At 69.4% G+C, this 23,791-nt stretch carries 17 protein-coding genes and 3 rRNA genes; 11 read left to right on the forward strand and 9 right to left on the reverse strand.

The window, feature by feature from the left end:
- Positions 1-70 precede the first annotated feature (70 nt).
- From ACI1MP_RS23810 to ahcY, 5 genes are all read left to right on the forward strand, one after another.
- Entirely contained in the window at positions 71-1,459 is a 1,389-nt protein-coding gene (locus ACI1MP_RS23810; RefSeq protein WP_404870823.1) for a phosphomannomutase/phosphoglucomutase, read from the forward strand.
- A 124-nt stretch (positions 1,460-1,583) separates the two neighbouring features.
- On the forward strand, positions 1,584-1,766 hold the full coding sequence (locus ACI1MP_RS23815) for a Trm112 family protein (protein WP_043914240.1): 183 nt from the start codon (positions 1,584-1,586) through the stop codon (positions 1,764-1,766).
- A 33-nt stretch (positions 1,767-1,799) separates the two neighbouring features.
- Positions 1,800-2,966: an SIS domain-containing protein gene (locus ACI1MP_RS23820; RefSeq protein WP_380344022.1), complete on the forward strand. Its 1,167-nt coding sequence runs from the start codon at positions 1,800-1,802 to the stop codon at positions 2,964-2,966.
- Positions 2,967-3,036: 70 nt separating this feature from the next.
- Positions 3,037-4,011: a cation diffusion facilitator family transporter gene (locus ACI1MP_RS23825; protein WP_100590225.1), complete on the forward strand. Its 975-nt coding sequence runs from the start codon at positions 3,037-3,039 to the stop codon at positions 4,009-4,011.
- Between the two features lie 185 nt (positions 4,012-4,196).
- Positions 4,197-5,645, forward strand: a complete 1,449-nt coding sequence (ahcY, locus tag ACI1MP_RS23830; protein ID WP_404869426.1) for an adenosylhomocysteinase — start codon at positions 4,197-4,199, stop codon at positions 5,643-5,645.
- A 68-nt stretch (positions 5,646-5,713) separates the two neighbouring features.
- Here the strand turns inward: ahcY and ACI1MP_RS23835 are convergent, their stop codons facing one another.
- On the reverse strand, positions 5,714-6,721 hold the full coding sequence (locus tag ACI1MP_RS23835) for a hypothetical protein (protein ID WP_404869427.1): 1,008 nt from the start codon (positions 6,719-6,721) through the stop codon (positions 5,714-5,716).
- A complete protein-coding gene (locus ACI1MP_RS23840) occupies positions 6,718-7,230 on the reverse strand; it encodes a SigE family RNA polymerase sigma factor (RefSeq protein WP_404869428.1) in 513 nt (170 codons plus the stop codon). The genes ACI1MP_RS23835 and ACI1MP_RS23840 overlap by 4 nt, the downstream gene beginning before the upstream one ends.
- Before the next feature lie 222 nt (positions 7,231-7,452).
- On the opposite strand from ACI1MP_RS23840, the gene ACI1MP_RS23845 reads away from it, so the two are divergent.
- Positions 7,453-8,073: a hypothetical protein gene (locus ACI1MP_RS23845; protein WP_100590222.1), complete on the forward strand. Its 621-nt coding sequence runs from the start codon at positions 7,453-7,455 to the stop codon at positions 8,071-8,073.
- A 42-nt stretch (positions 8,074-8,115) separates the two neighbouring features.
- Here ACI1MP_RS23845 and ACI1MP_RS23850 read toward each other — a convergent pair whose 3' ends face one another.
- On the reverse strand, positions 8,116-9,195 hold the full coding sequence (locus tag ACI1MP_RS23850) for an RDD family protein (RefSeq protein WP_404869429.1): 1,080 nt from the start codon (positions 9,193-9,195) through the stop codon (positions 8,116-8,118).
- Between the two features lie 238 nt (positions 9,196-9,433).
- On the opposite strand from ACI1MP_RS23850, the gene ACI1MP_RS23855 reads away from it, so the two are divergent.
- The 4 genes from ACI1MP_RS23855 (at position 9,434) to rrf (ending at position 16,096) form a co-directional block, all read left to right on the forward strand.
- The gene (locus ACI1MP_RS23855) at positions 9,434-10,438 is read left to right on the forward strand and encodes a stage II sporulation protein M (protein WP_189278049.1); all 1,005 of its coding nucleotides are present in this window, start codon (positions 9,434-9,436) and stop codon (positions 10,436-10,438) included.
- A gap of 540 nt (positions 10,439-10,978) precedes the next feature.
- Positions 10,979-12,495: ribosomal RNA gene (locus ACI1MP_RS23860) — 16S ribosomal RNA — on the forward strand.
- A 281-nt stretch (positions 12,496-12,776) separates the two neighbouring features.
- A 23S ribosomal RNA gene (locus ACI1MP_RS23865) occupies positions 12,777-15,882 on the forward strand.
- Between the two features lie 97 nt (positions 15,883-15,979).
- Positions 15,980-16,096, forward strand: a 5S ribosomal RNA gene (rrf, locus tag ACI1MP_RS23870).
- Together the 16S, 23S and 5S rRNA genes form the textbook arrangement of a ribosomal RNA operon.
- 126 nt (positions 16,097-16,222) lie before the next feature.
- Here the strand turns inward: rrf and ACI1MP_RS23875 are convergent.
- From ACI1MP_RS23875 to ACI1MP_RS23900, 6 genes are all read right to left on the reverse strand, one after another.
- Positions 16,223-17,482, reverse strand: coding sequence for a hypothetical protein (locus ACI1MP_RS23875; RefSeq protein ID WP_404869430.1), 1,260 nt, complete (start codon positions 17,480-17,482; stop codon positions 16,223-16,225).
- A 27-nt stretch (positions 17,483-17,509) separates the two neighbouring features.
- Positions 17,510-18,823 carry a DUF58 domain-containing protein gene (locus tag ACI1MP_RS23880; RefSeq protein ID WP_404869431.1) on the reverse strand — a complete coding sequence of 438 codons (1,314 nt, stop codon included), beginning with the start codon at positions 18,821-18,823 and terminating at the stop codon, positions 17,510-17,512.
- An 81-nt stretch (positions 18,824-18,904) separates the two neighbouring features.
- Positions 18,905-19,891: a MoxR family ATPase gene (locus ACI1MP_RS23885; RefSeq protein ID WP_373295502.1), complete on the reverse strand. Its 987-nt coding sequence runs from the start codon at positions 19,889-19,891 to the stop codon at positions 18,905-18,907.
- Positions 19,888-21,123 carry a DUF4350 domain-containing protein gene (locus tag ACI1MP_RS23890; protein WP_380344710.1) on the reverse strand — a complete coding sequence of 412 codons (1,236 nt, stop codon included), beginning with the start codon at positions 21,121-21,123 and terminating at the stop codon, positions 19,888-19,890. The genes ACI1MP_RS23885 and ACI1MP_RS23890 overlap by 4 nt, the downstream gene beginning before the upstream one ends.
- Entirely contained in the window at positions 21,120-21,794 is a 675-nt protein-coding gene (locus ACI1MP_RS23895; RefSeq protein WP_043914224.1) for a DUF4129 domain-containing protein, read from the reverse strand. The genes ACI1MP_RS23890 and ACI1MP_RS23895 overlap by 4 nt, the downstream gene beginning before the upstream one ends.
- 5 nt (positions 21,795-21,799) lie before the next feature.
- The gene (locus ACI1MP_RS23900; protein WP_380344706.1) at positions 21,800-22,885 is read right to left on the reverse strand and encodes a glycerophosphoryl diester phosphodiesterase membrane domain-containing protein; all 1,086 of its coding nucleotides are present in this window, start codon (positions 22,883-22,885) and stop codon (positions 21,800-21,802) included.
- A gap of 227 nt (positions 22,886-23,112) precedes the next feature.
- Here ACI1MP_RS23900 and mtrA point away from each other — a divergent pair, with 227 nt between their 5' ends.
- A complete protein-coding gene (gene mtrA / locus ACI1MP_RS23905; protein WP_030459579.1) occupies positions 23,113-23,790 on the forward strand; it encodes an MtrAB system response regulator MtrA in 678 nt (225 codons plus the stop codon).
- The last annotated feature ends 1 nt before the right edge of the window (position 23,791 follow it).

Raw genomic sequence — 23,791 nt, forward strand, 5'->3', positions numbered from 1 at the left:
TGCCCCTCTGCGGCTCGGACGACGCGTCCGGCAGGCGCGCAGCACATCGCAGCACACACACGGGAGCATTCTGGTGCGGGACCTCAAGCAGCTTGTGAAGGCGTACGACGTCCGGGGCGTCGTGCCGGACCAGTGGGACGAGTCGCTGGCGTACGCCTTCGGTGCGGCGTTCGTCGAGGTGGTCGGCGGCAGCGCGATCGTCGTCGGTCACGACATGCGCCCGTCCTCGCCCTCGCTGTCCCGCGCCTTCGCCGAGGGCGCCGCCTCCCGCGGCGCCGACGTGGTCGAGATCGGCCTGTGCTCGACCGACCAGCTGTACTTCGCCAGCGGCAGCCTGGACCTGCCCGGCGCGATGTTCACCGCCTCGCACAACCCCGCCCAGTACAACGGCATCAAGCTGTGCCGGGCCGGCGCCGCCCCGGTCGGCCAGGACACCGGCCTGTCCGACATCCGCGAGCTGGTCGAGTCGTGGCTCGACGAGGACGGCAAGGTGCACGTCCCCGCCTCCGACGCCGCCGTCGGCACGCTGTCCGCCAAGGAGACCCTGGACGGCTACGCGGCGCACCTGCGCAAGCTGGTCGACCTGACCGCGATCCGCCCGCTGAAGGTCGCCGTCGACGCCGGCAACGGCATGGGCGGCCACACCGTGCCCACCGTGTTCGACGGCCTGCCGCTGGACGTCGTCCCGATGTACTTCGAGCTCGACGGCACCTTCCCCAACCACGAGGCCAACCCGCTGGACCCGGCCAACCTGGTCGACCTGCAGGCCAAGGTCCGCGAGGTCGGCGCCGACCTCGGCCTGGCCTTCGACGGCGACGCCGACCGCTGCTTCGTGATCGACGAGAACGGCGACCCGGTCTCCCCGTCCGCGATCACCGCCCTGGTCGCCGAGCGCGAGATCGCCCGCGCCCAGGCCGCCGGCGAGGCCAACCCGACGATCATCCACAACCTGATCACCTCCTGGACCGTCCCCGAGGTCGTCCGTGACCTCGGCGGCGTCCCGGTCCGCACCCGGGTCGGCCACTCCTTCATCAAGCAGGAGATGGCCGTCACCGACGCGGTGTTCGGCGGCGAGCACTCCGCGCACTACTACTTCCGGGACTTCTGGCGCGCCGACACCGGCATGCTGGCCGCCCTGCACGTGCTGGCCGCCCTCGGCGGGCAGCAGGCGCCGCTGTCCGCGCTGACCGAGCAGTACAACCGGTACGCCGCCTCCGGCGAGATCAACTCCACCGTCGCCGACCAGGCCGCCGCCACCGAGCAGGTCCGGGCCGCCTACGCCGGCCTGGAGGGCGTCACCGTCGACGAGCTGGACGGCCTCACCGTGGCCGGCCCGGACTGGTGGTTCAACCTGCGCGCCTCCAACACCGAGCCGCTGCTGCGCCTGAACGCCGAGGCCAAGGACCCGGCGAAGATGGCGGAGCTGCGGGACGGCGTGCTGGCCATCGTGCGGGCCTGACCGCCGGGTCAGCCTGCCGCTGACTTTTCGAGTGCCCCGGCCGGTAGGGTTGCCACCGGCCGGGGTACTGCTGTGTCACCGGCCATCCGTACCGCGACAGCCCACAGACCGGAGCCCGACCACCATGAGCCTGCCGTCCTTCCTGCTGGAGATCCTGGTCTGCCCGGAGTGCCGTGCACCGCTCGCCGAGGAGATCGAGGGCGAGACCCACGAGCTGCGCTGCACCGGTGAGGGCTGCGGCCTGGTGTACCCGGTGCGCGACGGCATCCCGGTCCTGCTGGTGGACGAGGCCCGCCGCCCGTCCTGACCCTGCCCCGCCAGTCGCTGGAGGCCAGCCGCCATGTTCGACGACTCCCTGCTGGACGACCCGGCCGCCCTGCAGCGCGCCGACCGCCGACGTGAACTGCTGGCCCTGGCCGGGGCGGGCGCCCGGATCCGGGTCGCGCTGCGCCGGGCCGACGCGGCCGGCGTCAACGCGCTGAACCCGGAGGGCCGCCCGCGCGCGGTGCTGGTCGCCGGGCACGGCGGAGTGCTGACGGCGGCCGCGGTGCTGGCCGCGCTGGCGGTGCCCAACTGCCAGGTGTGGCCGCTGCCGCCGTCCGACGCGCGCCCCGCCGGGCCCGCCTTCACCGACGGCGAGTCCTGGCAACTGCCCGGCTGGGCCGGCCCGTTGGACCTGGTGGTGCTGGCCAGCGAGGGCGGCCGCGAAGGCGGGATGATCAACCTCGCCGAGCAGGCCTACACCCGCGGCTGCGCGATCGCGGTGATCGCCCCCGACGGCTCGGAGCTGGCCGAGGCCGCCCTCCAGGTGCGCGGCCTGCCGCTGCCGTTCGAGCCGAGCGCGGTGGAGCCCGACGGCGCCGACGCCGAACCCGACCTGCCCGCCGAGGACCCGGCCGCGCTGTGGGCGGTGCTCGCTCCGCTGCTCACCCTGGCCGACCGGATCGGCGTGGCCCCGCTCGCCCCCGGCTCGCTGGAGGCCGCCGCCGACCGGCTGGACGAGGTGGCGGTGCGCTGCCGCCCCGACGCCCAGGCGTACGACAACCCGGCCAAGACGCTGGCGGGCCAACTCGCCGAGACCGTCCCGCTGCTGTGGTCCGACGGGGCCGCGGCCGCGGCCGTGGGGGAGCGGTTCGCCGCCGCCCTCGCCGACCGGGCCGGCCTGCCCGCGCTGACCGCCCGCCTCCCGCAGGCGCTGACCGCGCACCGCGGCATGTTCAACGGCCGGCTCGGCGCCGGGGCCGACCCCGACGACTTCTTCCGCGACCGGGTCGACGAGCCGGTGCCGCTGCAGCTCCAGGTGCTGATGCTCCGTCACACCCCGGGCGTCGCCGAACTGGAGGAGCCGGCCTGGCCGGTGGCCCGGGCCCGCCGCCTGGCGGCCGCCCACGAGGTGCGGATCACCGAGCACGCCTCCAGCCTGGAGGACCCGCTGCAGGCGCTCGCCGAACTGATCGGCCTGACCGACTTCGCCGCCGTCTACCTGGGCCTGGCCACCCGGAACTGACACGGTATCGTCCCCTCTCGTCAACCAAGGCCCGGCAAAGTCCGGGCCCGCTGCGGAGGGAAGTACCGGGTTGAGTACCGAAGGCGGCACCAAGGCTCTGGTGGCGGCACTGTCCGCGAACCTCGGCATCGCGGTCAGCAAGTTCGTGGCGTTCGCGTTCTCCGGCTCGTCCTCGATGCTCGCCGAAGGCGTGCACTCGCTGGCGGACTCCGGCAACCAGGTGCTGCTGCTGGTCGGCGGCAAGCGCTCCAAGCGCGCCGCCACCGAGGAGCACCCGTTCGGGTACGGCCGCGAGCGGTACGTGTACGGGTTCCTGGTCTCCATCGTGCTGTTCAGCCTCGGCGGCATGTTCGCCATCTACGAGGGCTACGAGAAGATCACCCACCCGCACGAGCTGGAGAACTGGTACTGGCCGGTCGGCGTGCTGGTGTTCGCCATCCTGCTGGAGGGCTGGTCCTTCCTCACCGCGTTCCGCGAGGCGTCCAAGGCCAAGGGCAAGCACGGCTGGGCGTCCTACATCCGCCGCGCCAAGGCCCCCGAGCTGCCCGTGGTGCTGCTGGAGGACAGCGGCGCGCTGGTCGGCCTGCTGCTGGCGCTGCTCGGCGTCAGCCTGACCGTCGCCACCGGCGACGCGGTGTGGGACGGCATCGGCACCCTGTGCATCGGCCTGCTGCTGGTGGTCATCGCGCTGGTGCTGGCGCTGGAGACCAAGTCGCTGCTGATCGGCGAGTCCGCCGACGCCGAGGTGGTGACGAAGATCCGCGAGGCGCTGGTCGACCACGACACCGTCACCGGCGTGATCCACATGCGCACCCTGCACGTCGGCCCCGAGGAGCTGCTGGTCGCCGCGAAGATCGGCGTCAACGCGGAGGACAGCGCCGCCGTGGTCGCCGAGGCGATCGACCGGGCCGAGGTCCGGGTCCGCAAGGCCGTGCCGATCGCCCGCGCCATCTACCTGGAGCCCGACATCTGGTCCGAGGAGAAGGCGCTCGCCGGCCCCGACGCCGATGCCACGCCGGGCGGTCCCGGCCCGAACGCCCACTGACTCGCGCCCGATCGGTGTAGATTCGTCGGCAGTGCCAAACGTCGCTGCTGATGGCGGTCGATCGGAGCCCGCTCCGGTCGAGGGAGAGAGGTCCTCCGACGGATTGTGCCGCAGCAGAGGGTCGCCACCGTGCCCCTCTGCCGCTCAGCACACCCGTAACCAGGCCCATGCAGCGAGGAGTTCGCATGTCCACCCAGCCCGCCGGCGACTACAAGGTCGCCGACCTCTCCCTGGCCCCGTTCGGCCGCAAGGAGATCCAGCTCGCCGAGCACGAGATGCCCGGCCTGATGGCGATCCGCGCCGAGTACGCCGAGTCCCAGCCGCTGGCCGGCGCCCGGATCACCGGCTCGCTGCACATGACCGTGCAGACCGCCGTGCTGATCGAGACCCTCACCGCCCTGGGCGCCGAGGTCCGCTGGTGCTCCTGCAACATCTTCTCCACCCAGGACCACGCCGCCGCCGCCATCGCGGTCGGCCCGAACGGCACCCCCGAGGACCCGCAGGGCGTCCCGGTCTTCGCCTGGAAGGGCGAGACCCTGGAGGAGTACTGGTGGTGCACCGAGCAGGCGCTCACCTGGCCGAACGGCCAGACCCCCAACATGATCCTGGACGACGGCGGTGACGCCACCCTGCTGATCCACAAGGGCGTCGAGTTCGAGAAGGCCGGCACCGCGCCGTCGCCCGACACCGCGGACAACGACGAGTTCCGGATCATCCTGGAGCTGCTCAACCGCACCCTGGTCGAGACCCCGCAGAAGTGGACCGAGGTCGCCGCCACCATCAAGGGCGTCACCGAGGAGACCACCACCGGCGTCCACCGCCTGTACGAGATGCACCGCGACGGCAAGCTGCTGTTCCCGGCCATCAACGTCAACGACTCGGTCACCAAGTCGAAGTTCGACAACAAGTACGGCTGCCGCCACTCGCTGATCGACGGCATCAACCGCGCCACCGACGTCCTCATCGGCGGCAAGGTCGCGGTCGTCTGCGGCTACGGCGACGTCGGCAAGGGCTGCGCCGAGTCGCTGCGCGGCCAGGGCGCGCGCGTCATCGTCACCGAGATCGACCCGATCTGCGCCCTGCAGGCCGCGATGGACGGCTACCAGGTCACCACGCTGGACGAGATCGTCGAGCTCGGCGACATCTTCGTCACCACGACCGGCAACAAGGACATCATCATGGCCTCCCACATGGCCCGGATGAAGCACCAGGCCATCGTCGGCAACATCGGCCACTTCGACAACGAGATCGACATGGCCGGCCTCGCCAAGCTCCCCGGCGTGGTGAAGACCGAGATCAAGCCGCAGGTCCACGAGTGGCGCAAGGAGGACGGCAAGACCATCATCGTCCTCTCCGAGGGCCGCCTGCTGAACCTCGGCAACGCGACCGGCCACCCGTCCTTCGTGATGTCCAACTCCTTCGCGAACCAGACCATCGCGCAGATCGAGCTGTTCGCCAAGACCGAGCAGTACCCGGTCGGCGTCTACGTCCTGCCGAAGCACCTGGACGAGAAGGTCGCCCGCCTCCACCTCGACGCCCTCGGCGTCAAGCTCACCACCCTCACCCAGGAGCAGGCCGACTACATCGGCGTCCCGGTCGAGGGCCCGTACAAGGCGGAGCAGTACCGCTACTGACGCAGCGCCAACCACCGGTGCCCGGCACCCCCGTTTGCAGGGGGTGCCGGGCACCGGCGCGTTCCGGCCTACGGGATGAGGACCGGGCGCCAGGCCGACTCGTCCGGGCCGTGCGGATTCAGCCGGCCGAACCAGGCCTTCACGTCGCTCTCCGAGACCTTCGGCGACGGGCCGTCCGGCCAGAACGGCGCGGCACACCACCACATGCCCTCACCGGACGCGCACTGCCGGGCCGGCGAGGGGTCCGCCGGAAGGCTGCCCGACTCCGCCGAAATCACCACCGTCGCGTTGTCACGCACCGACACCTGCACACTCAGCTGCCACCCGACCGCACCACGGACCGTCCGGCGGAAGTCCGCCGCGATCACGCTCGACAGCGGCGTCGACGCGTCCAGCGAGACCGGAACCGGCAGCACGTACCGGCCCACCTGCACCCCGGCCGCGATGCGCGACAGGACATCCTTGTCGAGCGCCCGGCTCCCCATGCCCGACACGGACAGCCAGCGCCCGTCCTGATCCCGGAACCGGAGCTCCATCAGGGTCACGCCCTTCACCGAAACCCAGAACGCCTCCCGGCCGTTGACCGCCGGCGCGGGCGTCCGCGTGATCTCCGCCTCGCCCGGCTCGGGCTGCCAGCCCGGGGGACGGGGCGGATCCGTCCGCGGATCCTCGTCCGACGAGCCCAGCATCCACTGCCGGTCGCTCGCGGCGGTGGCCAGCTGCTGGTCACTGGAATCGTGACGCCAGCTGGTGTCGACCGTGGCCACGTCGTCGGGCAGCCACCCGAATCGGACATGCCCCGCCAACGGCGACGGGTCGGTGCGCGCCGGACCACCGGTCGGAACCGCCGGCTGCACCGTAGCGGGGCGGCCGCCGCCCTGGAGCAGGCCCACCGTCAGCGAACCCAGCAGCACCGCCGCCACCCCGGCCGTCGCCGCCGCCCGGCGCCGCCGCACCTTCCGGCCCCGGCGAAGTGCCGACACCGAATCCACCGCCGACACCGGGGCCGAGCGCTCCTCCGACATCACCAACTCCTCCAGTTGCGACGACAGTTCCGCTTCCCAGTCCCGACTCATGCCGCCGACCTCCCCTGCTGCCGCAGAGCCGTCGAGCGCCGCAGCGCCTCCAGCGCCCGCGAACTCTGGCTCTTCACATTGCCGTTGGAACACCCCATCGCCGCCGCCGTCTGTTCGACCGTCAGATCGCAGTAGTAGCGCAGTACGACGGTCGCCCGTTGCCGCGGCGGCAGGGCCACCAGCGCCTTCTGCAGGTCCAGTGACACCGCCAGGTCCGCAGCCTCCGGCACCGCCCGCTCCGGCGGCTGTGCGGCTGGCCTGGACCGCCGCCACCACGCCGTGCGCTGCTCCGCCAGGAACACGTTCACCAGCACCGTCCGGGCATACCCGTCCGGGTTGTCCGCCCGGCTCGCCCGCCCCCAGTGCAGATACAGCTTGGTGACCGCCTCCTGCACCAGGTCGTCCGCACGATGCCAGTCCGCGCACAGCAAGTACGCGACCCTCCGCAACCAGACCGCCCTGGAGGCCACGAACGCGGTGAACTCCTCGTCCCGCGTCAGCTCAGCCATCTCCGGTGCCCCTCCTCCCCCTGAACCCGCGGCACGAACGCCGCCGCCGACCCCCTGATGCGGTCGGGCGCGGAGAAGGTTGCACGGCGGATCCCGCGGGATTCCCGCCCGTGCCGAACGGACGGGAACCGGGCGGCGGACGCCAACGGCAGCACGTCCGCGCTCCAGCCGCCCCGGCCTGCCCCGCCCGGCCCGCCCGATGGATTACGTAGGCTTTCCCCCATGCCGAACGGCCGCTACTCCCTCCACGACCCGCACGACGGAACACCGCTCGGCGAGGAGCGCTTCCAGTGCGCTCCCGGCCCCGCCGGCTGGCGCTACGTCGCCAAGAGCTACCGGCCCGACGGCACCGTCCTCGGCACCACCGACCTCACCCTCGACGCCCGGCACCGCCCGATCCGGGTCGAACTCCGCAGCGGCGGGTGGCAGGTGCGCGGCGGCGCACTCGACGGCGTGCACTGGGTCCGGGCCGCCACCGACCCCGCCACGGACACCGACGCCACCGAGGGAGCGGACCGGGCACACGCCTTCACCGGCGACTCGCCCGCGTTCCTGATCGCCACCGCCCGGCTGCTCGACCTCGACCCCGGCGCCAGTACCCGGATCCGCCTGGTCTCCTTCACCGGCCAGGCCCTCGCCCCCCGCACCCTCGACCAGAGCTGGCAGCTGCTCACCGTCGAGGACCACCCCACCGACACCGGCCCGCTCCCCGTCGAGCACTACCGCGTCACCGACCTCGAAACCGGCGAGGTCCGCGACGTCCACCTCACCGGGGACGTGCTGCTCGCCGCCCCCGGCATCGACCTCGAAGAACTCGAAAGCCCGCCCAACCCCCGCCGCTGACACCCCCGTTCGGCTGCCTCGCCCCCTACTCGCTCACGTCGCTCACGCGGGAGGCGCGAACCCCCCGCCCGCCGGCGGCTGCGACGGCATCGCGGGAGCACCGGGGGCCGGCCGGACGACCGGCTCGGGCTGCATCACCGGAGCCGGGGGAGCGGCCGGGGCCGGCGGCGCGACCACGGTGGGCTGCGGCTGCGGTGCCTGCTCCGCCTGCGGGACGCCGAGCACGCGCACCGGCTTCCCGTTCGGCTGCTGCGGCGGAGCGGTCGGCGCCGGGCCGGCCTGCGTCGGCACCGGCAGGTACATCGGCGCCGCCTGCGCCGGCCCCCCGTGTGTCGGGGCACCGTATGCGGGCGCACCGTACGTCGAGGCCGCCCGCTCCCACTCGCGGCGCTGGCGCTCCATCGTCACCGCGCCCAGGTACACCATCGACGGCAGGCCGTGCGGCACCGGCCAGCCGATCCGAGCGGCCAGGTCCACGGCCAGCCGGTCCGCCAGACCCGCCGCCACCGGCTGGTCCAACTCATTCATCCGGCCCAGCAGTTGGCGCATCGAGAGCCACAGTCCGTCCGGCACGGCGGACAGGTCCAGCGCCACCAGGTCGGCCCCCAGCATGTGCATCACGTGCGGCGGCACCGGCGGCACCGCGCCGTGGCTGCGGGCGCTCTGCGGCAGCCGTTCCCGGATCACCAGCGTCCCCGCGAAGATGTCGCCCAGCCGGCGACCCTGCTCCGAGAACAGCGACACCACCACGGCCGGCATCGCCATCAGGCCGAAGTCGATCACCCCCACCAGACCGCGCACCAGGGCGTGCCGGAACCGGATCGGCCCGCCGTCCGTCCGCACCACCCGCAGCCCCAGCGCCATCTTCCCCAGCGACCGGCCGTGCGACAGCGTCTCCACCATCACCGGCAGCAGCACCGTGAAGAACACCATCAGCGCGATGACGAACGCGTCCCCCGCCACCCCCTCGACCGACGACAGTCCGAGGACCATCGCGAGCGAGACGAAGAAGTACGCCGCCATGTACACCACCGCGTCCAGCAGCCGGGCCAGGGCCCGCGACGGCAACCTCGCCGTCCGCAGCCCCAGGACGACCGCCTCACCGGTCACCAGCTCGCTCACGCCACCCACCCGTTCCGCTCCCGGGCCCGCCGGACGACCCACGTCGCGCAGCCCGACCCCTCGATCAACAGCGGCAAACATACGGCCGAGCACCCCCACCCGGTAACCCCGGGCACCGCAACCGAGATCCCCCGACACACCGCGCGCAGCCTCTGGCATGCTGAGCCCCGCACCGCCCCGGCCGCACACCAACCAGTGCCCGCCGTCCTGCCCCGCCGCGCACCCGGAGAGAGCCGCAATGGACCTGGACGTCTTCGTCGCCGCCCACCAGGCGGAATGGCACCGGCTGGAGACCCTCAGCGGCCGCCGCCGACTCACCGGCGCCGAGTCCGACGAGCTGATCACCCTCTACCAGCGCGCGACCAGCCACCTCGCCCAGGTCCAGGCCTCCGCCCCGCACGCCGGCCTGGAAGGACGCCTGACCGCACTGGTCGTCCGCGGCCGCAACGCCGTCGCCGGCGCCCGCAGCTCGTCCTGGCGCGACGCCGTCCGCTACTTCACCGTCAGCTTCCCCGCCGCGCTGTACCGCTCCCGCCGCTGGTGGCTGACCATCGGCCTGCTCTTCTTCGTCCTCAGCGCCCTGGTCGCGTGGTGGATCGGCACCAACCCGGACGTCCGCAACGCCATCGTGCCGCCCGACCACCTGAACGATCTCACCAAGCCCGGCGGCGAGTACGAGGCCTACTACTCCGACCACCCCTCGGCGAACTTCGCGGCCAAGGTGTGGACCAACAATGCCTGGGTCGCCGCCTACTGCCTGATCTGCGCGGTCGTGCTCGGCATTCCGGTCGTGTTCATCCTGCTCAGCAACATGCTGAACCTCGGCGTTGGCCTCGGACTGATGGCCTCCGCCGGCCGCCTCCCCCTCTTCCTCGGCCTGCTCATCCCGCACGGCCTGCTCGAACTCACCGCCGTCTTCGTCGCCGGCGGCCTCAGCCTCCGCCTCGGCTGGACCGTCATCGACCCCGGCCCCCGCACCCGCACCGTCGCCCTGGCCGAGGAAGGCCGCGCCGTCATCGGCTCCGTCATCGGCCTCACCGCCGTCCTCCTGGTCACCGGCATCATCGAAGGCTTCGTCAGCGGCTCCGCCCTCCCCACCTGGCTCCGGGTCGGCATGGGCCTCACCGTCGAAGCCCTCTTCCTCGTCTACGCCCTCGTCCTCGGCAAGCACGCCGCCGCCCGCGGCGAGCTCGGCGACGTCGAGGCCGCCGACCGCACCGACCACCAGCCGATGGCCGCGTGACGACGGCGTGCCAGGTCAGGGTGCCGTTTCAAACCTGGTAACCTGGTGATCACCCCGAGGGACCATTGACTTGATCTCTTCGGGTCAGTAGGTTTGAACGGTTGGGCGGTTGGACATACAGTCCGCCCGAGCGTAGAATCTACGAAGTCGCCGGGACAAGGTGAGCATCCGAAAGGGTGCGGAACCGAATTCCAGCGAAAACCCCGAAACAGAGCAACGCAGAACCTTTGATAAGGTCTGTAGCGAAGTCGAAGGAATTCCCACTCCAGCGGGAAGCGAAAATCGGAGCGAAAAACCTCTGATAAGCTGGAAACACGAAAGAACGAAGCGCCCGGAGGGCCGGTCGGAAGGCCGCCTGAAGGAAGTGTCCGTTCCTTGAGAACTCAACAGCGTGCCAAAAGTCAACGCCAGATATGTTGACATCCCCGGCCGGTCCTTCTGGATCGGTTGGAGATTCCTTTATGAAGTATTACTAGCGAGGACGCAGTGCGCAGGATCACCTTATTCCGGTGGTTGCTGTGCCGCTCTTTCGTGGAAGCATTCACGGAGAGTTTGATCCTGGCTCAGGACGAACGCTGGCGGCGTGCTTAACACATGCAAGTCGAACGGTGAAGCCCTTCGGGGTGGATCAGTGGCGAACGGGTGAGTAACACGTGGGAAATCTGCCCTGCACTCTGGGACAAGCCTTGGAAACGAGGTCTAATACCGGATATGACCTGCTCCTGCATGGGAGTGGGTGGAAAGCTCCGGCGGTGCAGGATGATCCCGCGGCCTATCAGCTTGTTGGTGGGGTAATGGCCTACCAAGGCGACGACGGGTAGCCGGCCTGAGAGGGCGACCGGCCACACTGGGACTGAGACACGGCCCAGACTCCTACGGGAGGCAGCAGTGGGGAATATTGCACAATGGGCGAAAGCCTGATGCAGCGACGCCGCGTGAGGGATGACGGCCTTCGGGTTGTAAACCTCTTTCAGCAGGGAAGAAGCGCAAGTGACGGTACCTGCAGAAGAAGCACCGGCTAACTACGTGCCAGCAGCCGCGGTAATACGTAGGGTGCGAGCGTTGTCCGGAATTATTGGGCGTAAAGAGCTCGTAGGCGGCCTGTCGCGTCGGATGTGAAAGCCCGGGGCTTAACCCCGGGTCTGCATTCGATACGGGCAGGCTAGAGTGTGGTAGGGGAGATCGGAATTCCTGGTGTAGCGGTGAAATGCGCAGATATCAGGAGGAACACCGGTGGCGAAGGCGGATCTCTGGGCCATTACTGACGCTGAGGAGCGAAAGCGTGGGGAGCGAACAGGATTAGATACCCTGGTAGTCCACGCCGTAAACGTTGGGAACTAGGTGTTGGCGACATTCCACGTCGTCGGTGCCGCAGCTAACGCATTAAGTTCCCCGCCTGGGGAGTACGGCCGCAAGGCTAAAACTCAAAGGAATTGACGGGGGCCCGCACAAGCAGCGGAGCATGTGGCTTAATTCGACGCAACGCGAAGAACCTTACCAAGGCTTGACATACACCGGAAACTGGTAGAGATATCAGCCCCCTTGTGGTCGGTGTACAGGTGGTGCATGGTTGTCGTCAGCTCGTGTCGTGAGATGTTGGGTTAAGTCCCGCAACGAGCGCAACCCTTGTTCTGTGTTGCCAGCGAGTAATGTCGGGGACTCACAGGAGACTGCCGGGGTCAACTCGGAGGAAGGTGGGGACGACGTCAAATCATCATGCCCCTTATGTCTTGGGCTGCACACGTGCTACAATGGCCGGTACAAAGGGCTGCGATGCCGTGAGGCGGAGCGAATCCCAAAAAGCCGGTCTCAGTTCGGATTGGGGTCTGCAACTCGACCCCATGAAGTTGGAGTTGCTAGTAATCGCAGATCAGCATGCTGCGGTGAATACGTTCCCGGGCCTTGTACACACCGCCCGTCACGTCACGAAAGTCGGTAACACCCGAAGCCGGTGGCCTAACCCGTAAGGGGAGGAGCCGTCGAAGGTGGGACCAGCGATTGGGACGAAGTCGTAACAAGGTAGCCGTACCGGAAGGTGCGGCTGGATCACCTCCTTTCTAAGGAGCACATAGCCGCTTGCGAGCGAATGTCTCGCACGGTTGCTCATGGGTGGAACGTTGACTATTCGGCACACACGGTGATGACCGCCAGTACTGCCCTCTTGGGGGCGTGGAACGCGGGTTCGGAGTCGGGTGTGTCGGGCACGTTGTTGGGTCCTGAGGGAACGAGTGATCGTTTCTTCTGGGATGCCGGCCTCATGCGAGGCGCCCTGTTGGGGTTGCCGAGTTTGGGTGTCTGGTCGTTGTTTGAGAACTGCACAGTGGACGCGAGCATCTGTGGCCAAGTTTTTAAGGGCGCACGGTGGATGCCTTGGCACCAGGAACCGATGAAGGACGTGGGAGGCCGCGATAGGCCCCGGGGAGCTGTCAACCGAGCTTTGATCCGGGGGTGTCCGAATGGGGAAACCCGGCAGTCGTCATGGGCTGTCACCCGCTGCTGAACACATAGGCAGTGTGGAGGGAACGCGGGGAAGTGAAACATCTCAGTACCCGCAGGAAGAGAAAACAACCGTGATTCCGGGAGTAGTGGCGAGCGAAACCGGATGAGGCTAAACCTTGAGCGTGTGAGACCCGGCAGGGGTTGCGCTCAGGGGGTTGTGGGAAAGTTCTTCAGTCGTCTGCCGGCGGCTGGGCGAGTCAGAAACCGTATGGGTAGTCGAAGGACATGCGAAAGGTCCGGCGTAGAGGGTAAGACCCCCGTAGACGAAATCTGTACGGCTCGCTTGAGCTTCTCCCAAGTAGCACGGGGCCCGAGAAATCCCGTGTGAATCTGGCGGGACCACCCGCTAAGCCTAAATATTCCCTGGTGACCGATAGCGGATAGTACCGTGAGGGAATGGTGAAAAGTACCGCGGGAGCGGAGTGAAATAGTACCTGAAACCGTGTGCCTACAAGCCGTGGGGGCAGCCTTCGGGCTGTGACTGCGTGCCTTTTGAAGAATGAGCCTGCGAGTTTGCGGTGTGTAGCGAGGTTAACCCGTGTGGGGTAGCCGTAGCGAAAGCGAGTCCGAACAGGGCGTTTGAGTTGCATGCCCAAGACCCGAAGCGGAGTGATCTAGCCATGGGCAGGTTGAAGCGCGGGTAAGACCGTGTGGAGGACCGAACCCACCAGGGTTGAAAACCTGGGGGATGACCTGTGGTTAGGGGTGAAAGGCCAATCAAACTCCGTGATAGCTGGTTCTCCCCGAAATGCATTTAGGTGCAGCGTCGTGTGTTTCTTGCCGGAGGTAGAGCACTGGATAGGCGATGGGCCTCACCGGGTTACTGACCTTAGCCAAACTCCGAATGCCGGTAAGTGAGAGCACGGCAGTGAGACTGTGGGGGATAAGCTCCATGGTCGAGAGGGAAACAGCCCAGAACACCGACTAAGGTCCCTAAGCGTGTGCTAAGTGGGAAAGGATGTGGAGTCGCAGAGACAACCAGGAGGTTGGCTTAGAAGCAGCCACCCTTGAAAGAGTGCGTAATAGCTCACTGGTCAAGTGATTCCGCGCCGACAATGTAGCGGGGCTCAAGCACATCACCGAAGTCGTGTCATTGCAGCAATACTCCCAACGGGGGCTGTGATGGGTAGGGGAGCGTCGTGTGCCGGGTGAAGCAGCCGAGGAATCGAGTTGTGGACGGTTCACGAGTGAGAATGCAGGCATGAGTAGCGATACAAGAGTGGGAAACTCTTGCGCCGATTGACCAAGGGTTCCTGGGTCAAGCTGATCTGCCCAGGGTAAGTCGGGACCTAAGGCGAGGCCGACAGGCGTAGTCGATGGACAACGGGTTGATATTCCCGTACCCGCTTTGAAGCGCCAACGCTGAACCTCTTGATGCTAAGCCCGTGAAGCCGGCCCGGAGTCTTCGGACAATGGGACGTGGTGGAGCCGGTGACCCAACGGGGTAGTAGGTGAGCGATGGGGTGACGCAGGAAGGTAGTCCAGCCCGGGCGGTGGTAGTCCCGGGGTAAGGGTGTAGGACGTTGCGTAGGCAAATCCGCGCAACACATAGTCTGAGACCTGATGCCGAGCCGATTGTGGTGAAGTGGATGATCCTATGCTGTCGAGAAAAGCCTCTAGCGAGTTTCATGGCGGCCCGTACCCCAAACCGACTCAGGTGGTCAGGTAGAGAATACCGAGGCGTTCGGGTGAACTGTGGTTAAGGAACTCGGCAAAATGCCCCCGTAACTTCGGGAGAAGGGGGGCCATTGCTGGTGATGGGACTTGCTCCCTGAGCTGGTGGTGGCCGCAGAGACCAGCGAGAAGCGACTGTTTACTAAAAACACAGGTCCGTGCGAAGCCGTAAGGCGATGTATACGGACTGACGCCTGCCCGGTGCTGGAACGTTAAGGGGACCGGTTAGTCCGATTTCGGTCGGGCGAAGCTGAGAACTTAAGCGCCAGTAAACGGCGGTGGTAACTATAACCATCCTAAGGTAGCGAAATTCCTTGTCGGGTAAGTTCCGACCTGCACGAATGGCGTAACGACTTCTCGACTGTCTCAACCACAGGCCCGGTGAAATTGCATTACGAGTAAAGATGCTCGTTTCGCGCAGCAGGACGGAAAGACCCCGGGACCTTTACTATAGCTTGATATTGGTGTTCGGTTCGGCTTGTGTAGGATAGGTGGGAGACTTTGAAGCCGTGACGCCAGTCATGGTGGAGTCGCCGTTGAAATACCACTCTGGTCGTGCTGGATGTCTAACCTGGGTCCGTGATCCGGATCAGGGACAGTGTCTGGTGGGTAGTTTAACTGGGGCGGTTGCCTCCTAAAGAGTAACGGAGGCGCCCAAAGGTTCCCTCAGCCTGGTTGGCAATCAGGTGTTGAGTGTAAGTGCACAAGGGAGCTTGACTGTGAGACTGACGGGTCGAGCAGGTACGAAAGTAGGGACTAGTGATCCGGCGGTGGCTTGTGGAAGCGCCGTCGCTCAACGGATAAAAGGTACCCCGGGGATAACAGGCTGATCTTCCCCAAGAGTCCATATCGACGGGATGGTTTGGCACCTCGATGTCGGCTCGTCGCATCCTGGGGCTGGAGTAGGTCCCAAGGGTTGGGCTGTTCGCCCATTAAAGCGGTACGCGAGCTGGGTTTAGAACGTCGTGAGACAGTTCGGTCCCTATCCGCTGTGCGCGTAGGAGTGTTGAGAAGGGCTGTCCCTAGTACGAGAGGACCGGGACGGACGAACCTCTGGTGTGCCAGTTGTCCTGCCAAGGGCATGGCTGGTTGGCTACGTTCGGGAGGGATAACCGCTGAAAGCATCTAAGCGGGAAGCCTGCTTCGAGATGAGCACTCCCACCTCCTTGAGAGGGTAAGGCTCCCAGTAGACGACTGGGTTGATAGGCCGGATATGGAAGCCCTGTGAGGGGTGGAGTTGACCGGTACTAATAGGCCGAGGGCTTGTCCTCAGTTGCTCGCGTCCACTGTGTTGGTTCTGAAACCACGAACAGAACCCCGCTCCACTCTGTGGGGTGTGCGGGTTCCGGTTCGACAGTTTCATAGTGTTTCGGTGGTCATAGCGTGAGGGAAACGCCCGGTTACATTCCGAACCCGGAAGCTAAGCCTCACAGCGCCGATGGTACTGCAGGGGGGACCCTGTGGGAGAGTAGGACGCCGCCGAACAATTCTTCTGGAAAGGGCTCCAGCCATATGGCTGGGGCCCTTTCTGCATTTCCGGACGCGGATTCGGCAGCGGGAAGCCGAAAGGCCGGCGAGCCAGGAGCCCGCCGGCCCGGAGACCGGCAGGGCTCAGGCCTCCTTGGCCGTCTCCGCCTCGCCGTCTCCGCGGCGGCGGAGCGCCCGTCCGGCGATCCCGATCCCGCTCGAAAGCTTGCCCGTCACCGCTTTGGCGCGGTCGAGGGTCTCGGCCCCGATGCGCTTGGCGGCGTCGACGCCTTCGGCGCCGGTTTCGAGCATCCGGTCCCTCGTCTCGCCGGCCGCGTCCACCCAGCGCCTGGCGTCCGATGACTTCCGATCGCGTTCGATGCCGAGCCGTCCGCGGAAGTCGTGGACGGTGGTGGCGACCTGGTTGCCCGAGTTGACCACGGCGGGGGAGGCGGTCGGGTGCAGCAGGACCTTGGTGTTGGCGGTGTCGACGGCCGCGTCGATGCGGGCCAGGAGGCGTTCGGTGCACCGGGAGATGAGCTCCACCCGGTTCTGCCGGGCGGCGCGGATCGCGAGGCGGTGCAGGTCGAGTTCGTCCGGGGAGGTGTCCAGGACGCGGTCGAGTTCCAGGACGGCGATCGCGTCCTGCAGCTGGAAGCAGCGGGCCAGTACGGCGAGCCACTCCCGGGTGGTGGTCTCGGCGTCCTTGGCGGCCTTGGCGAGGTCGCCGACCTTGGTCTTGTTCTCCAACTTCTCGGCGAGCGCGTCGAGTTGGCGCAGTGCGTAGGCCTGGGTGCGGGCGATCGTGATCGAGGTGAGCGACACCTTCGACCAGGTGACGTCGGAGACCCGGCCGACCTGGTCCCGGACGGTCAGGCCCTCTTCGATGACGAAGCCGGCTCCGATCATGTCCGCCAGTACCGCGTCCTTCTGGGCGCGGAGCACGTCGTCGACCTTCTCGTCGATCGCGGCGAGGTAGTCGGTGATCTCGTCCATGGTCTGTTGCATGGCGAGCTGTGCCATGAGGCCCGCGGCACCTGCCAGCAGGGCCGGGTTGGACAGCATCGAGCCGGGTGTCCGCACCAGCTGGAGGATTCCCTTGATCTTGCCGTTCTCGGTCAGCACGGCCCGGCTGGTGTCGGCGGTCGAGCCCTTCATCAGCGGGTGCTTGCTGAGGGCCTGGGCGGACTCCTTGGTCAGCTTCACCCAGCGGCCCGAGTTGGCCGCGATCTCGGAGCCGACCTGGGTGGCGCCGGCCGTGGCGTTGAAGGCCGAGCCGAGTCGTGCCAGTCCGAGGTCCCGGGACGGCAGGCCTTCGGAGACCAGGAACCGTTCGACGGCGGTGGGGTCTCCGATGACCGCCAGGCCGTCGCCGTCGTTGATCAGCTGGAGGTCGGTGTTCAACGCGGCTCCTGAGTGGGCCGGGGCGGGTCAGAGCCGGCCGGCAGCCTTGAGGGTGAGGTAGGTGTCGGCGAGGGCGGGGGCGATGGACTCGGGCGGGGCGTCGAGGACGGTGATGCCGCGGCGGGTGAGGAGGTCTGCGGTGCGGCGGCGGTCGGCCCGGGTCTGTTCGGCGGCGGCGGCGCCGTAGACGTCGCGGACGGTGGTGCGGGGGGCGTTGACCAGCTGGTCGAGGCGGGGGTCGGCGACGGAGGCCAGGACGACCTCGTGGCGCTTGGTGAGGAGGGGGAGCTGGGGGAGCAGGCCGTCCTCGATCTGGTGCGCGTCGAGGCCGGTGAGGAGGACGATCAGGGAGCGGTGGGGGGCCATCCGGAGGGCGGTGGAGACCATGGCGCGCAGGTCGGTCTCGATCAGGGCGGGTTCCAGGAGGGCCATCGCGTCGGTGAAGGCGGGGAGGATCTCGGAGGGGGAGCGTCCGGCGACGGCGGTGCGGCGGTGGCGGTCGTGGGCGAGCAGGTCGACCCGGTCGCCGGCCTTGGTGGCGAGGGCGGTGAGCAGCAGGGCGGCGTCGAGGGCCGCGTCCAGGCGGGGGGCGTCGCCGACGCGGCCGGCGGAGGTGCGGCCGGTGTCGAGGACGATGAGGACGTGCCGGTCGCGTTCGGGCCGCCAGGTGCGGACGGCGACGACGCTGCGGCGGGCGCTGGCGCGCCAGTCGATGGAACGGACGTCGTCGCCGGGGAGGTATTCGCGCAGCGAGTCGAACTCGGTGCCCTGACCGCGGGTCAGGACGGAGGTGCGGCCGTCGAGTTCGCGCAGGCGGGCGAGGCGCGACGGGAGGTGCTTGCGGCTGGCGAAGGGCGGCAGGGCGCGGACCCGCCAGGGGGCGTCGAGGGTGGCCTGGCGGCCGGCCAGGCCGAGCGGGCCGAGGGAGCGGATGGTCACGCGTCCGCTGTGGTGGTCGCCGCGCCGGGTGGGGGCGAGCCGGGTGGTGAGGCGGCGGCGTTCTCCGGCGGGGACGGTGACGGAGTGCCGGGAGGCGGTGAGGGAGGTGCCGGGGGCCCACGCGGAGGGGTACCAGGCGTCGCGGATCCGGGCGCGCATCGGGCGGCGGGACGGGTTGGTGACGAGCAGGTCGACGCCGACGGTCTCGCCGAGGCGGACGCTGGGGTCGCCGGACCGTTCCAGGGTGAGGCGGCGGACGGGGGCGGCGAGCACCAGGTCGGCGACGATCGCGGCGAGCAGCGGCAGCATGACCACGCCGATGCCGGTCCAGGAGGGGAGCACGAGGCCGACCAGGAGGGCGCCGAGGGCGGCGATGAGGGCCGTGCGGCCGGTCAGGGCCATGGGGTGCTGGGCTCGCTTTCTGGAACGGTGGACGCTGAGGGGGAGAGGCGGGCGGCGTGCTCTCCCCCGGGGCGGTGGCGGCTAGCGCGGTGCGGGCGTCTGGGCGAGGACGGCCTGGATGACGCTGTCGGCGGTGGTGCCCTCCATCTCGGCCTCGGGGCGGAGCTGGATGCGGTGCCGGAGGGTGGGCAGGGCGAGGGCCTTGACGTCGTCGGGGGTGACGTAGTCGCGGCCGGCCAGCCAGGCCCAGGCGCGGGAGGTGTTGAGCAGTGCGGTGGCGCCGCGGGGCGAGACGCCCATGGCGAGCGAGGGCGACTGCCGGGTGGCGCGGACCAGGTCGACGATGTACGCGAGGATCTCGGGGGAGACCGTGAGGGCGCGGATCTCGGCGCGGGCGGTGGCCAGGTCGGCGGGTCCGGCGACGGGGCGGACGCCGGCAGCGGCGAGGTCGCGGGGGTCGAAGCCGCCGGCGTGCCGGGCGAGGACCTGGAACTCCTGCTCGCGGGTGGGCAGCGGGAGGATCAGCTTGAGCAGGAAGCGGTCGAGCTGGGCCTCGGGCAGCGGGTAGGTGCCCTCGTACTCGACGGGGTTCTGGGTGGCGGCGACCAGGAACGGCTCGGGGAGCTTGCGGGGTTCGCCGTCGACGGTGACCTGCTTCTCCTCCATGGCCTCCAGCAGGGCGGCCTGGGTCTTCGGCGGGGTGCGGTTGATCTCGTCGGCGAGCAGCAGGTTGGTGAAGACCGGGCCGGGCTGGAACGAGAACTCGGCGGTGCGGGTGTCGTAGACCAGGGAGCCGGTGACGTCGCCGGGCATCAGGTCGGGGGTGAACTGGATGCGCTTGGTCTCGACGTCGAGGGCGGTGGCGAGGGTGCGGACCAGCAGGGTCTTGGCGACGCCGGGGACGCCTTCGAGCAGGACGTGGCCGCCGCAGAGCAGGGCGACGACCAGGCCGGTGACGGCGGCGTCCTGGCCGACCACGGCCTTGCCGATCTCGTCGCGCAGGCCGGTGAGGGCGGTGCGGGCGTCGCGGGTCTGGCCGGGGTCGGTCTTGTAGAGCTGGTCGGTCACGGCTGTCGTACCTGCCATTCCATGTCGTCGAGGTCGTCGGCGAGCCGCAGCAGGGCGGCGTCGTCGGTGGGGGCCGGGCCGTACAGCAGCTGCTGGAGGTCGGCGGCGGGGCGTCCGAGCCGGGCGGCGGCGGCCTCGGTGAGGGCGGCCGGGTCGGGGTCCCCGGAGGTGTGCGGGAGGCCGAGGGCGGCGGCGGCCCGTCGGCGGGCGGCGCGGCGCAGCGTCTCGGCGGCGTGGCCGCGGGCGTTCGCGCGGTGGTAGAGCCGGGCGCGGCCTTCGGTGGTCTCGGAGGCGCGGACCACGGCGGGCAGCCGTTCGCTGAGCACCGGGCCGAGGCGGCGGGCGCGCCAGACGACGGCGAGCAGCGCGGCGAGGAGGAGCTGCAGGGCGCCCCAGTTCCAGCCGTCGGGGATCAGCTCGTCGAAGCTCTTGCGCTGCTCGGCGGGGGCGACGGAGGTGGTCGGGTCGGGGGTCTGCCAGACCAGCCGGTGGTGGGCGCCGAGCAGGCCGAGGACGAGGGCGGCGTTGCCGTCCTGGTCGAGGTGGGCGTTGGTGAACGGCCACTCGGTGCCGACGACGATCACCTGCTGGGTGCCGGTGGTGCGGCTGACCAGGCCCAGGCGGGAGCTGCCGTGCGGGTAGCAGCCGACGTCGCGGGCGGCGGGGGCGTAGCTCTGGCCGCCGAGTTGGGCGGCGCCGGCGTTGACGGCCTCGGGCAGCGTGCAGGCGGGCGGGACGGCGGTGGTGTCGATCGCGGAGTAGTAGGTGGAGATGCCGGGGGTGAAGGCGTTCAGGACGGGCTGGTCGGGGGCGACCAGCACCAGCCGGCTGTTGGCGCCGCGGGTGAGCGCGGCGAGCCGGGTGAGTTCCTGGCGGGGGAGCTGGTCGGGGCGGCCGAGGACGACGGTGGTGTCGTCGGCGCGCAGGGCCGCGACGAGGTCGCTCTCGGTGGCGGCGGTGCGGCTGGTGACGCCGTGCCGCTGGAGGATCTGGTCGGCGGCGCGGGTGCCGTCGACGTCGCCGGAGCGGGGGTCGAACGGGCCGTAGCCGTTGTTGCCGGGTATGCCGGCGACCATCGCGCCGACCAGCAGCAGGGCGAGGCCGGCGAGCAGCCACCAGCGCCAGCGCCGCCACAGGGTGCGCAGGGTGGTGCGGGGTGCGGCGGCGGCCGGTTCGACGGGGGGCTGTTCCGCGGGTTCGGCGGTGGCGGGCGGGGGTGCGGTGGTGGTCATGCGGTTCCTCCGCCGGCCGCCACGGGCGTGGGGCGGGTGCGTTCGAGGGCGCGGTCGAGGTCGGCGAGGAGCCGGTAGGAGGCTTCGTCGGCAGTCCGTTCGCCGAATGCGATGTCGTCGAACAGCCGTGCCGCGGAGGCGAGTTCGCGGGCGCGCTCGGGCAGGGCGCGGCCGGCTTCGGCGGCTGCCTCGTCGGCGGTGCGGCCGGGGCGCGGGTCGAGGACGGTGCGTTCCTCCAGGCCGCGGACCAGGGCGCGCATCTGCTCGCGGACGGCGTCGGCCCAGGCGCCGCGTTCGGCGTGGGCGGCGGCGTCGGCGCGGTGCTGGTCGGCGCTGCGCGGCCCGTCGGCGGCGAACAGCCGGCCGGCGGAGCGGGCCTCGCGGCGGGGCGCGCCGTAGCGTCGCCAGAGCAGTACGGCGATGATCGCGGCGAGGACGATCAGCACCACCAGGGCGGAGCCGTCGCCGCCGCCGAGCGGGCCGCCGACGCCGTTGAACAGGTGGTCGAGCTGGTCCTGGATCCAGGTGATGAAGCGGTCGACCAGGCCGGGTTCGTGCTGGTGGTAGACGGCCTTGCGGAGTTCTTCGTGTGCGGCGTCGCGGGCGGCGTCGCGCGGCACGGTGACCGGGACGCCGTCCGCGAGCAGCGCCCCTCCCCCCCGGAGTCCCATGGCGGTCAGGCCCCCGGCGGGGGGTACTGGCCCGGGACGGGCGCGCCGGCGGCGGGCGTCCACTGGCCGGGCAGGCCGGCGGCGCGGGCGAGTTCGAGGTCGAGCGCCTCGCGGCGGATCCGCTGGTCGATGTAGAGCAGGCCGATCATGTTGCCGGTGAGCGGGATGGTGAGGGTCTTGGCGAGGACGCCGCAGACCGCCATGACGCCGATGCCGATCGCGGCCTCGCCGTCGGTGGCGTAGATGTCGGCGGGGCCGCCGCCGATCAGCAGGGTGATGATCGCGCCGGGGACGGTGAGCACTGCGGCGAGCAGGCCGACGGCGATGCCGAACACGAGCATGGTGCCGAACACCCGCCACCAGGAGCCGCGGACCAGGTGCCAGGAGCGCTTGAGGGCGCCGACGACGCTCTGCCGCTCCAGGATCAGCGCGGGGGCGGCGAAGGAGACCTTGACCCACAGGAAGACCGCGGGCAGCACGGCGGGCGGCACGAGCAGCAGCAGGGCGGGCTGCATGGTGGCGCCGGTCAGCGCGAAGATCGGGACCAGCGGCACGGCGAGCGAGCCGAGCAGGATCGCGGTCTGCAGCAGGGCCAGGCCGGTCAGTCGGCCGAGGTGCGGCCGGGCCTGCTCCCAGGCCTGCTTGGGCGTGGTGTCACGGCCGAGCAGGCTGTTGCCGATGACGGGGGCGAGCAGTCCGGTGGAGACCACGCCGGCGAGCATTTCGAGCGGCAGCGTGTAGTAGCCGTCGAACATGGCTTCGGTGCGGGTGCCGGAGGTGTGGAGCCACCAGGAGACGCCGGCCTGGACGAGTTCGAGCACGCAGGCGAGGACCAGGCTGAGCCCGAAGGCGGTCTTCCAGTACCGGCGGACGAGGGCGAACGCGCCGTCCATCAGTTCGCCGAAGCCGAGGGGGCGCAGCGGGATGATGCCGGGTCCGGGCGTCGGTCCGGGCGGCACGGCCGGGCCGGGGTGCGGCGGTGCGGGTGCGGCGGTGGTCTGGGGGACCGGGGGAGCCTGGTGGCCGGATTCGGACGGGCCGGGCGCGGGCTCGGGAGAACCGGGTGAGGTCCAACCCGGGGTCTCGGACAATCGACGCTCCTCGTCGGGGCACCCTTGGCGCGGGTGCTTCGGGGGCCCATCGTGCCATGGTGCGCACGCGCACCCCAGGGGTATCCCGTTGCTGATCGGCAACGGTCCGAGCAAGGCCGCAAAGCCGATACCTTTGCGATGGTATGACTGGTTCGGCCGACGGTCGGGGGGCCGGGAACGGAACAGCTGTGCGTTAGGTCACATTCGGGTGATGAGAAGATGGAGCCATGAAGGGACGTGTCCTCGTCGTCGATGACGACACCGCACTGGCCGAGATGCTCGGCATTGTGCTGCGTGGTGAGGGTTTTGAGCCGTTTTTCGTCGCGGACGGGGACAAGGCGCTGGCCGCCTTCCGGGAGACCAAGCCGGACCTCGTACTGCTCGACCTGATGCTGCCCGGGCGGGACGGCATCGACGTGTGCCGCCAGATCCGGGCCGAGTCGGGCATTCCGATCGTCATGCTGACCGCGAAGACCGACACGGTCGACATCGTGGTCGGCCTGGAGTCCGGCGCCGACGACTACGTGACGAAGCCGTTCAAGCCCAAGGAACTGGTCGCCCGGGTCCGGGCCCGACTGCGGCGGGCCGAGGAGCCCACGCCGGAGCAGCTGACCATCGGTGACCTGGTGATCGACGTCGCCGGGCACTCGGTGAAGCGCGAGGGCCGCGGCATCCCGCTGACCCCGCTGGAGTTCGACCTGCTGGTCGCGCTGGCCCGCAAGCCCTGGCAGGTGTTCACCCGCGAGGTGCTGTTGGAGCAGGTCTGGGGCTACCGGCACGCCGCCGACACCCGGCTGGTCAACGTGCACGTGCAGCGCCTGCGCTCCAAGATCGAGAAGGATCCGGAGCGCCCGGAGATCGTGGTCACGGTTCGCGGCGTCGGCTACAAGGCCGGGCCCAGCTGAG

It is taken from the genome of Kitasatospora griseola, from assembly GCF_044999035.1.
GTDB classification, from domain to species: Bacteria; Actinomycetota; Actinomycetes; order Streptomycetales; family Streptomycetaceae; genus Kitasatospora; species Kitasatospora griseola.

Excerpts from the sequence above, each read along its gene's own strand:
- ACI1MP_RS23815 (WP_043914240.1), top strand. The coding sequence starts at position 1,584 with ATGAGCCTGCCGTCCTTCCTGCTGGAGATCCTGGTCTGCCCGGAGTGC.
- ACI1MP_RS23820 (WP_380344022.1), top strand. The coding sequence starts at position 1,800 with ATGTTCGACGACTCCCTGCTGGACGACCCGGCCGCCCTGCAGCGCGCC.
- ahcY (WP_404869426.1), top strand. The coding sequence starts at position 4,197 with ATGTCCACCCAGCCCGCCGGCGACTACAAGGTCGCCGACCTCTCCCTG.
- ACI1MP_RS23835 (WP_404869427.1), bottom strand. The coding sequence starts at position 6,721 with ATGAGTCGGGACTGGGAAGCGGAACTGTCGTCGCAACTGGAGGAGTTG.
- ACI1MP_RS23840 (WP_404869428.1), bottom strand. The coding sequence starts at position 7,230 with ATGGCTGAGCTGACGCGGGACGAGGAGTTCACCGCGTTCGTGGCCTCC.
- ACI1MP_RS23845 (WP_100590222.1), top strand. The coding sequence starts at position 7,453 with ATGCCGAACGGCCGCTACTCCCTCCACGACCCGCACGACGGAACACCG.
- ACI1MP_RS23855 (WP_189278049.1), top strand. The coding sequence starts at position 9,434 with ATGGACCTGGACGTCTTCGTCGCCGCCCACCAGGCGGAATGGCACCGG.
- ACI1MP_RS23880 (WP_404869431.1), bottom strand. The coding sequence starts at position 18,823 with ATGGCCCTGACCGGCCGCACGGCCCTCATCGCCGCCCTCGGCGCCCTC.
- ACI1MP_RS23890 (WP_380344710.1), bottom strand. The coding sequence starts at position 21,123 with ATGACCACCACCGCACCCCCGCCCGCCACCGCCGAACCCGCGGAACAG.
- ACI1MP_RS23895 (WP_043914224.1), bottom strand. The coding sequence starts at position 21,794 with ATGGGACTCCGGGGGGGAGGGGCGCTGCTCGCGGACGGCGTCCCGGTC.
- mtrA (WP_030459579.1), top strand. The coding sequence starts at position 23,113 with ATGAAGGGACGTGTCCTCGTCGTCGATGACGACACCGCACTGGCCGAG.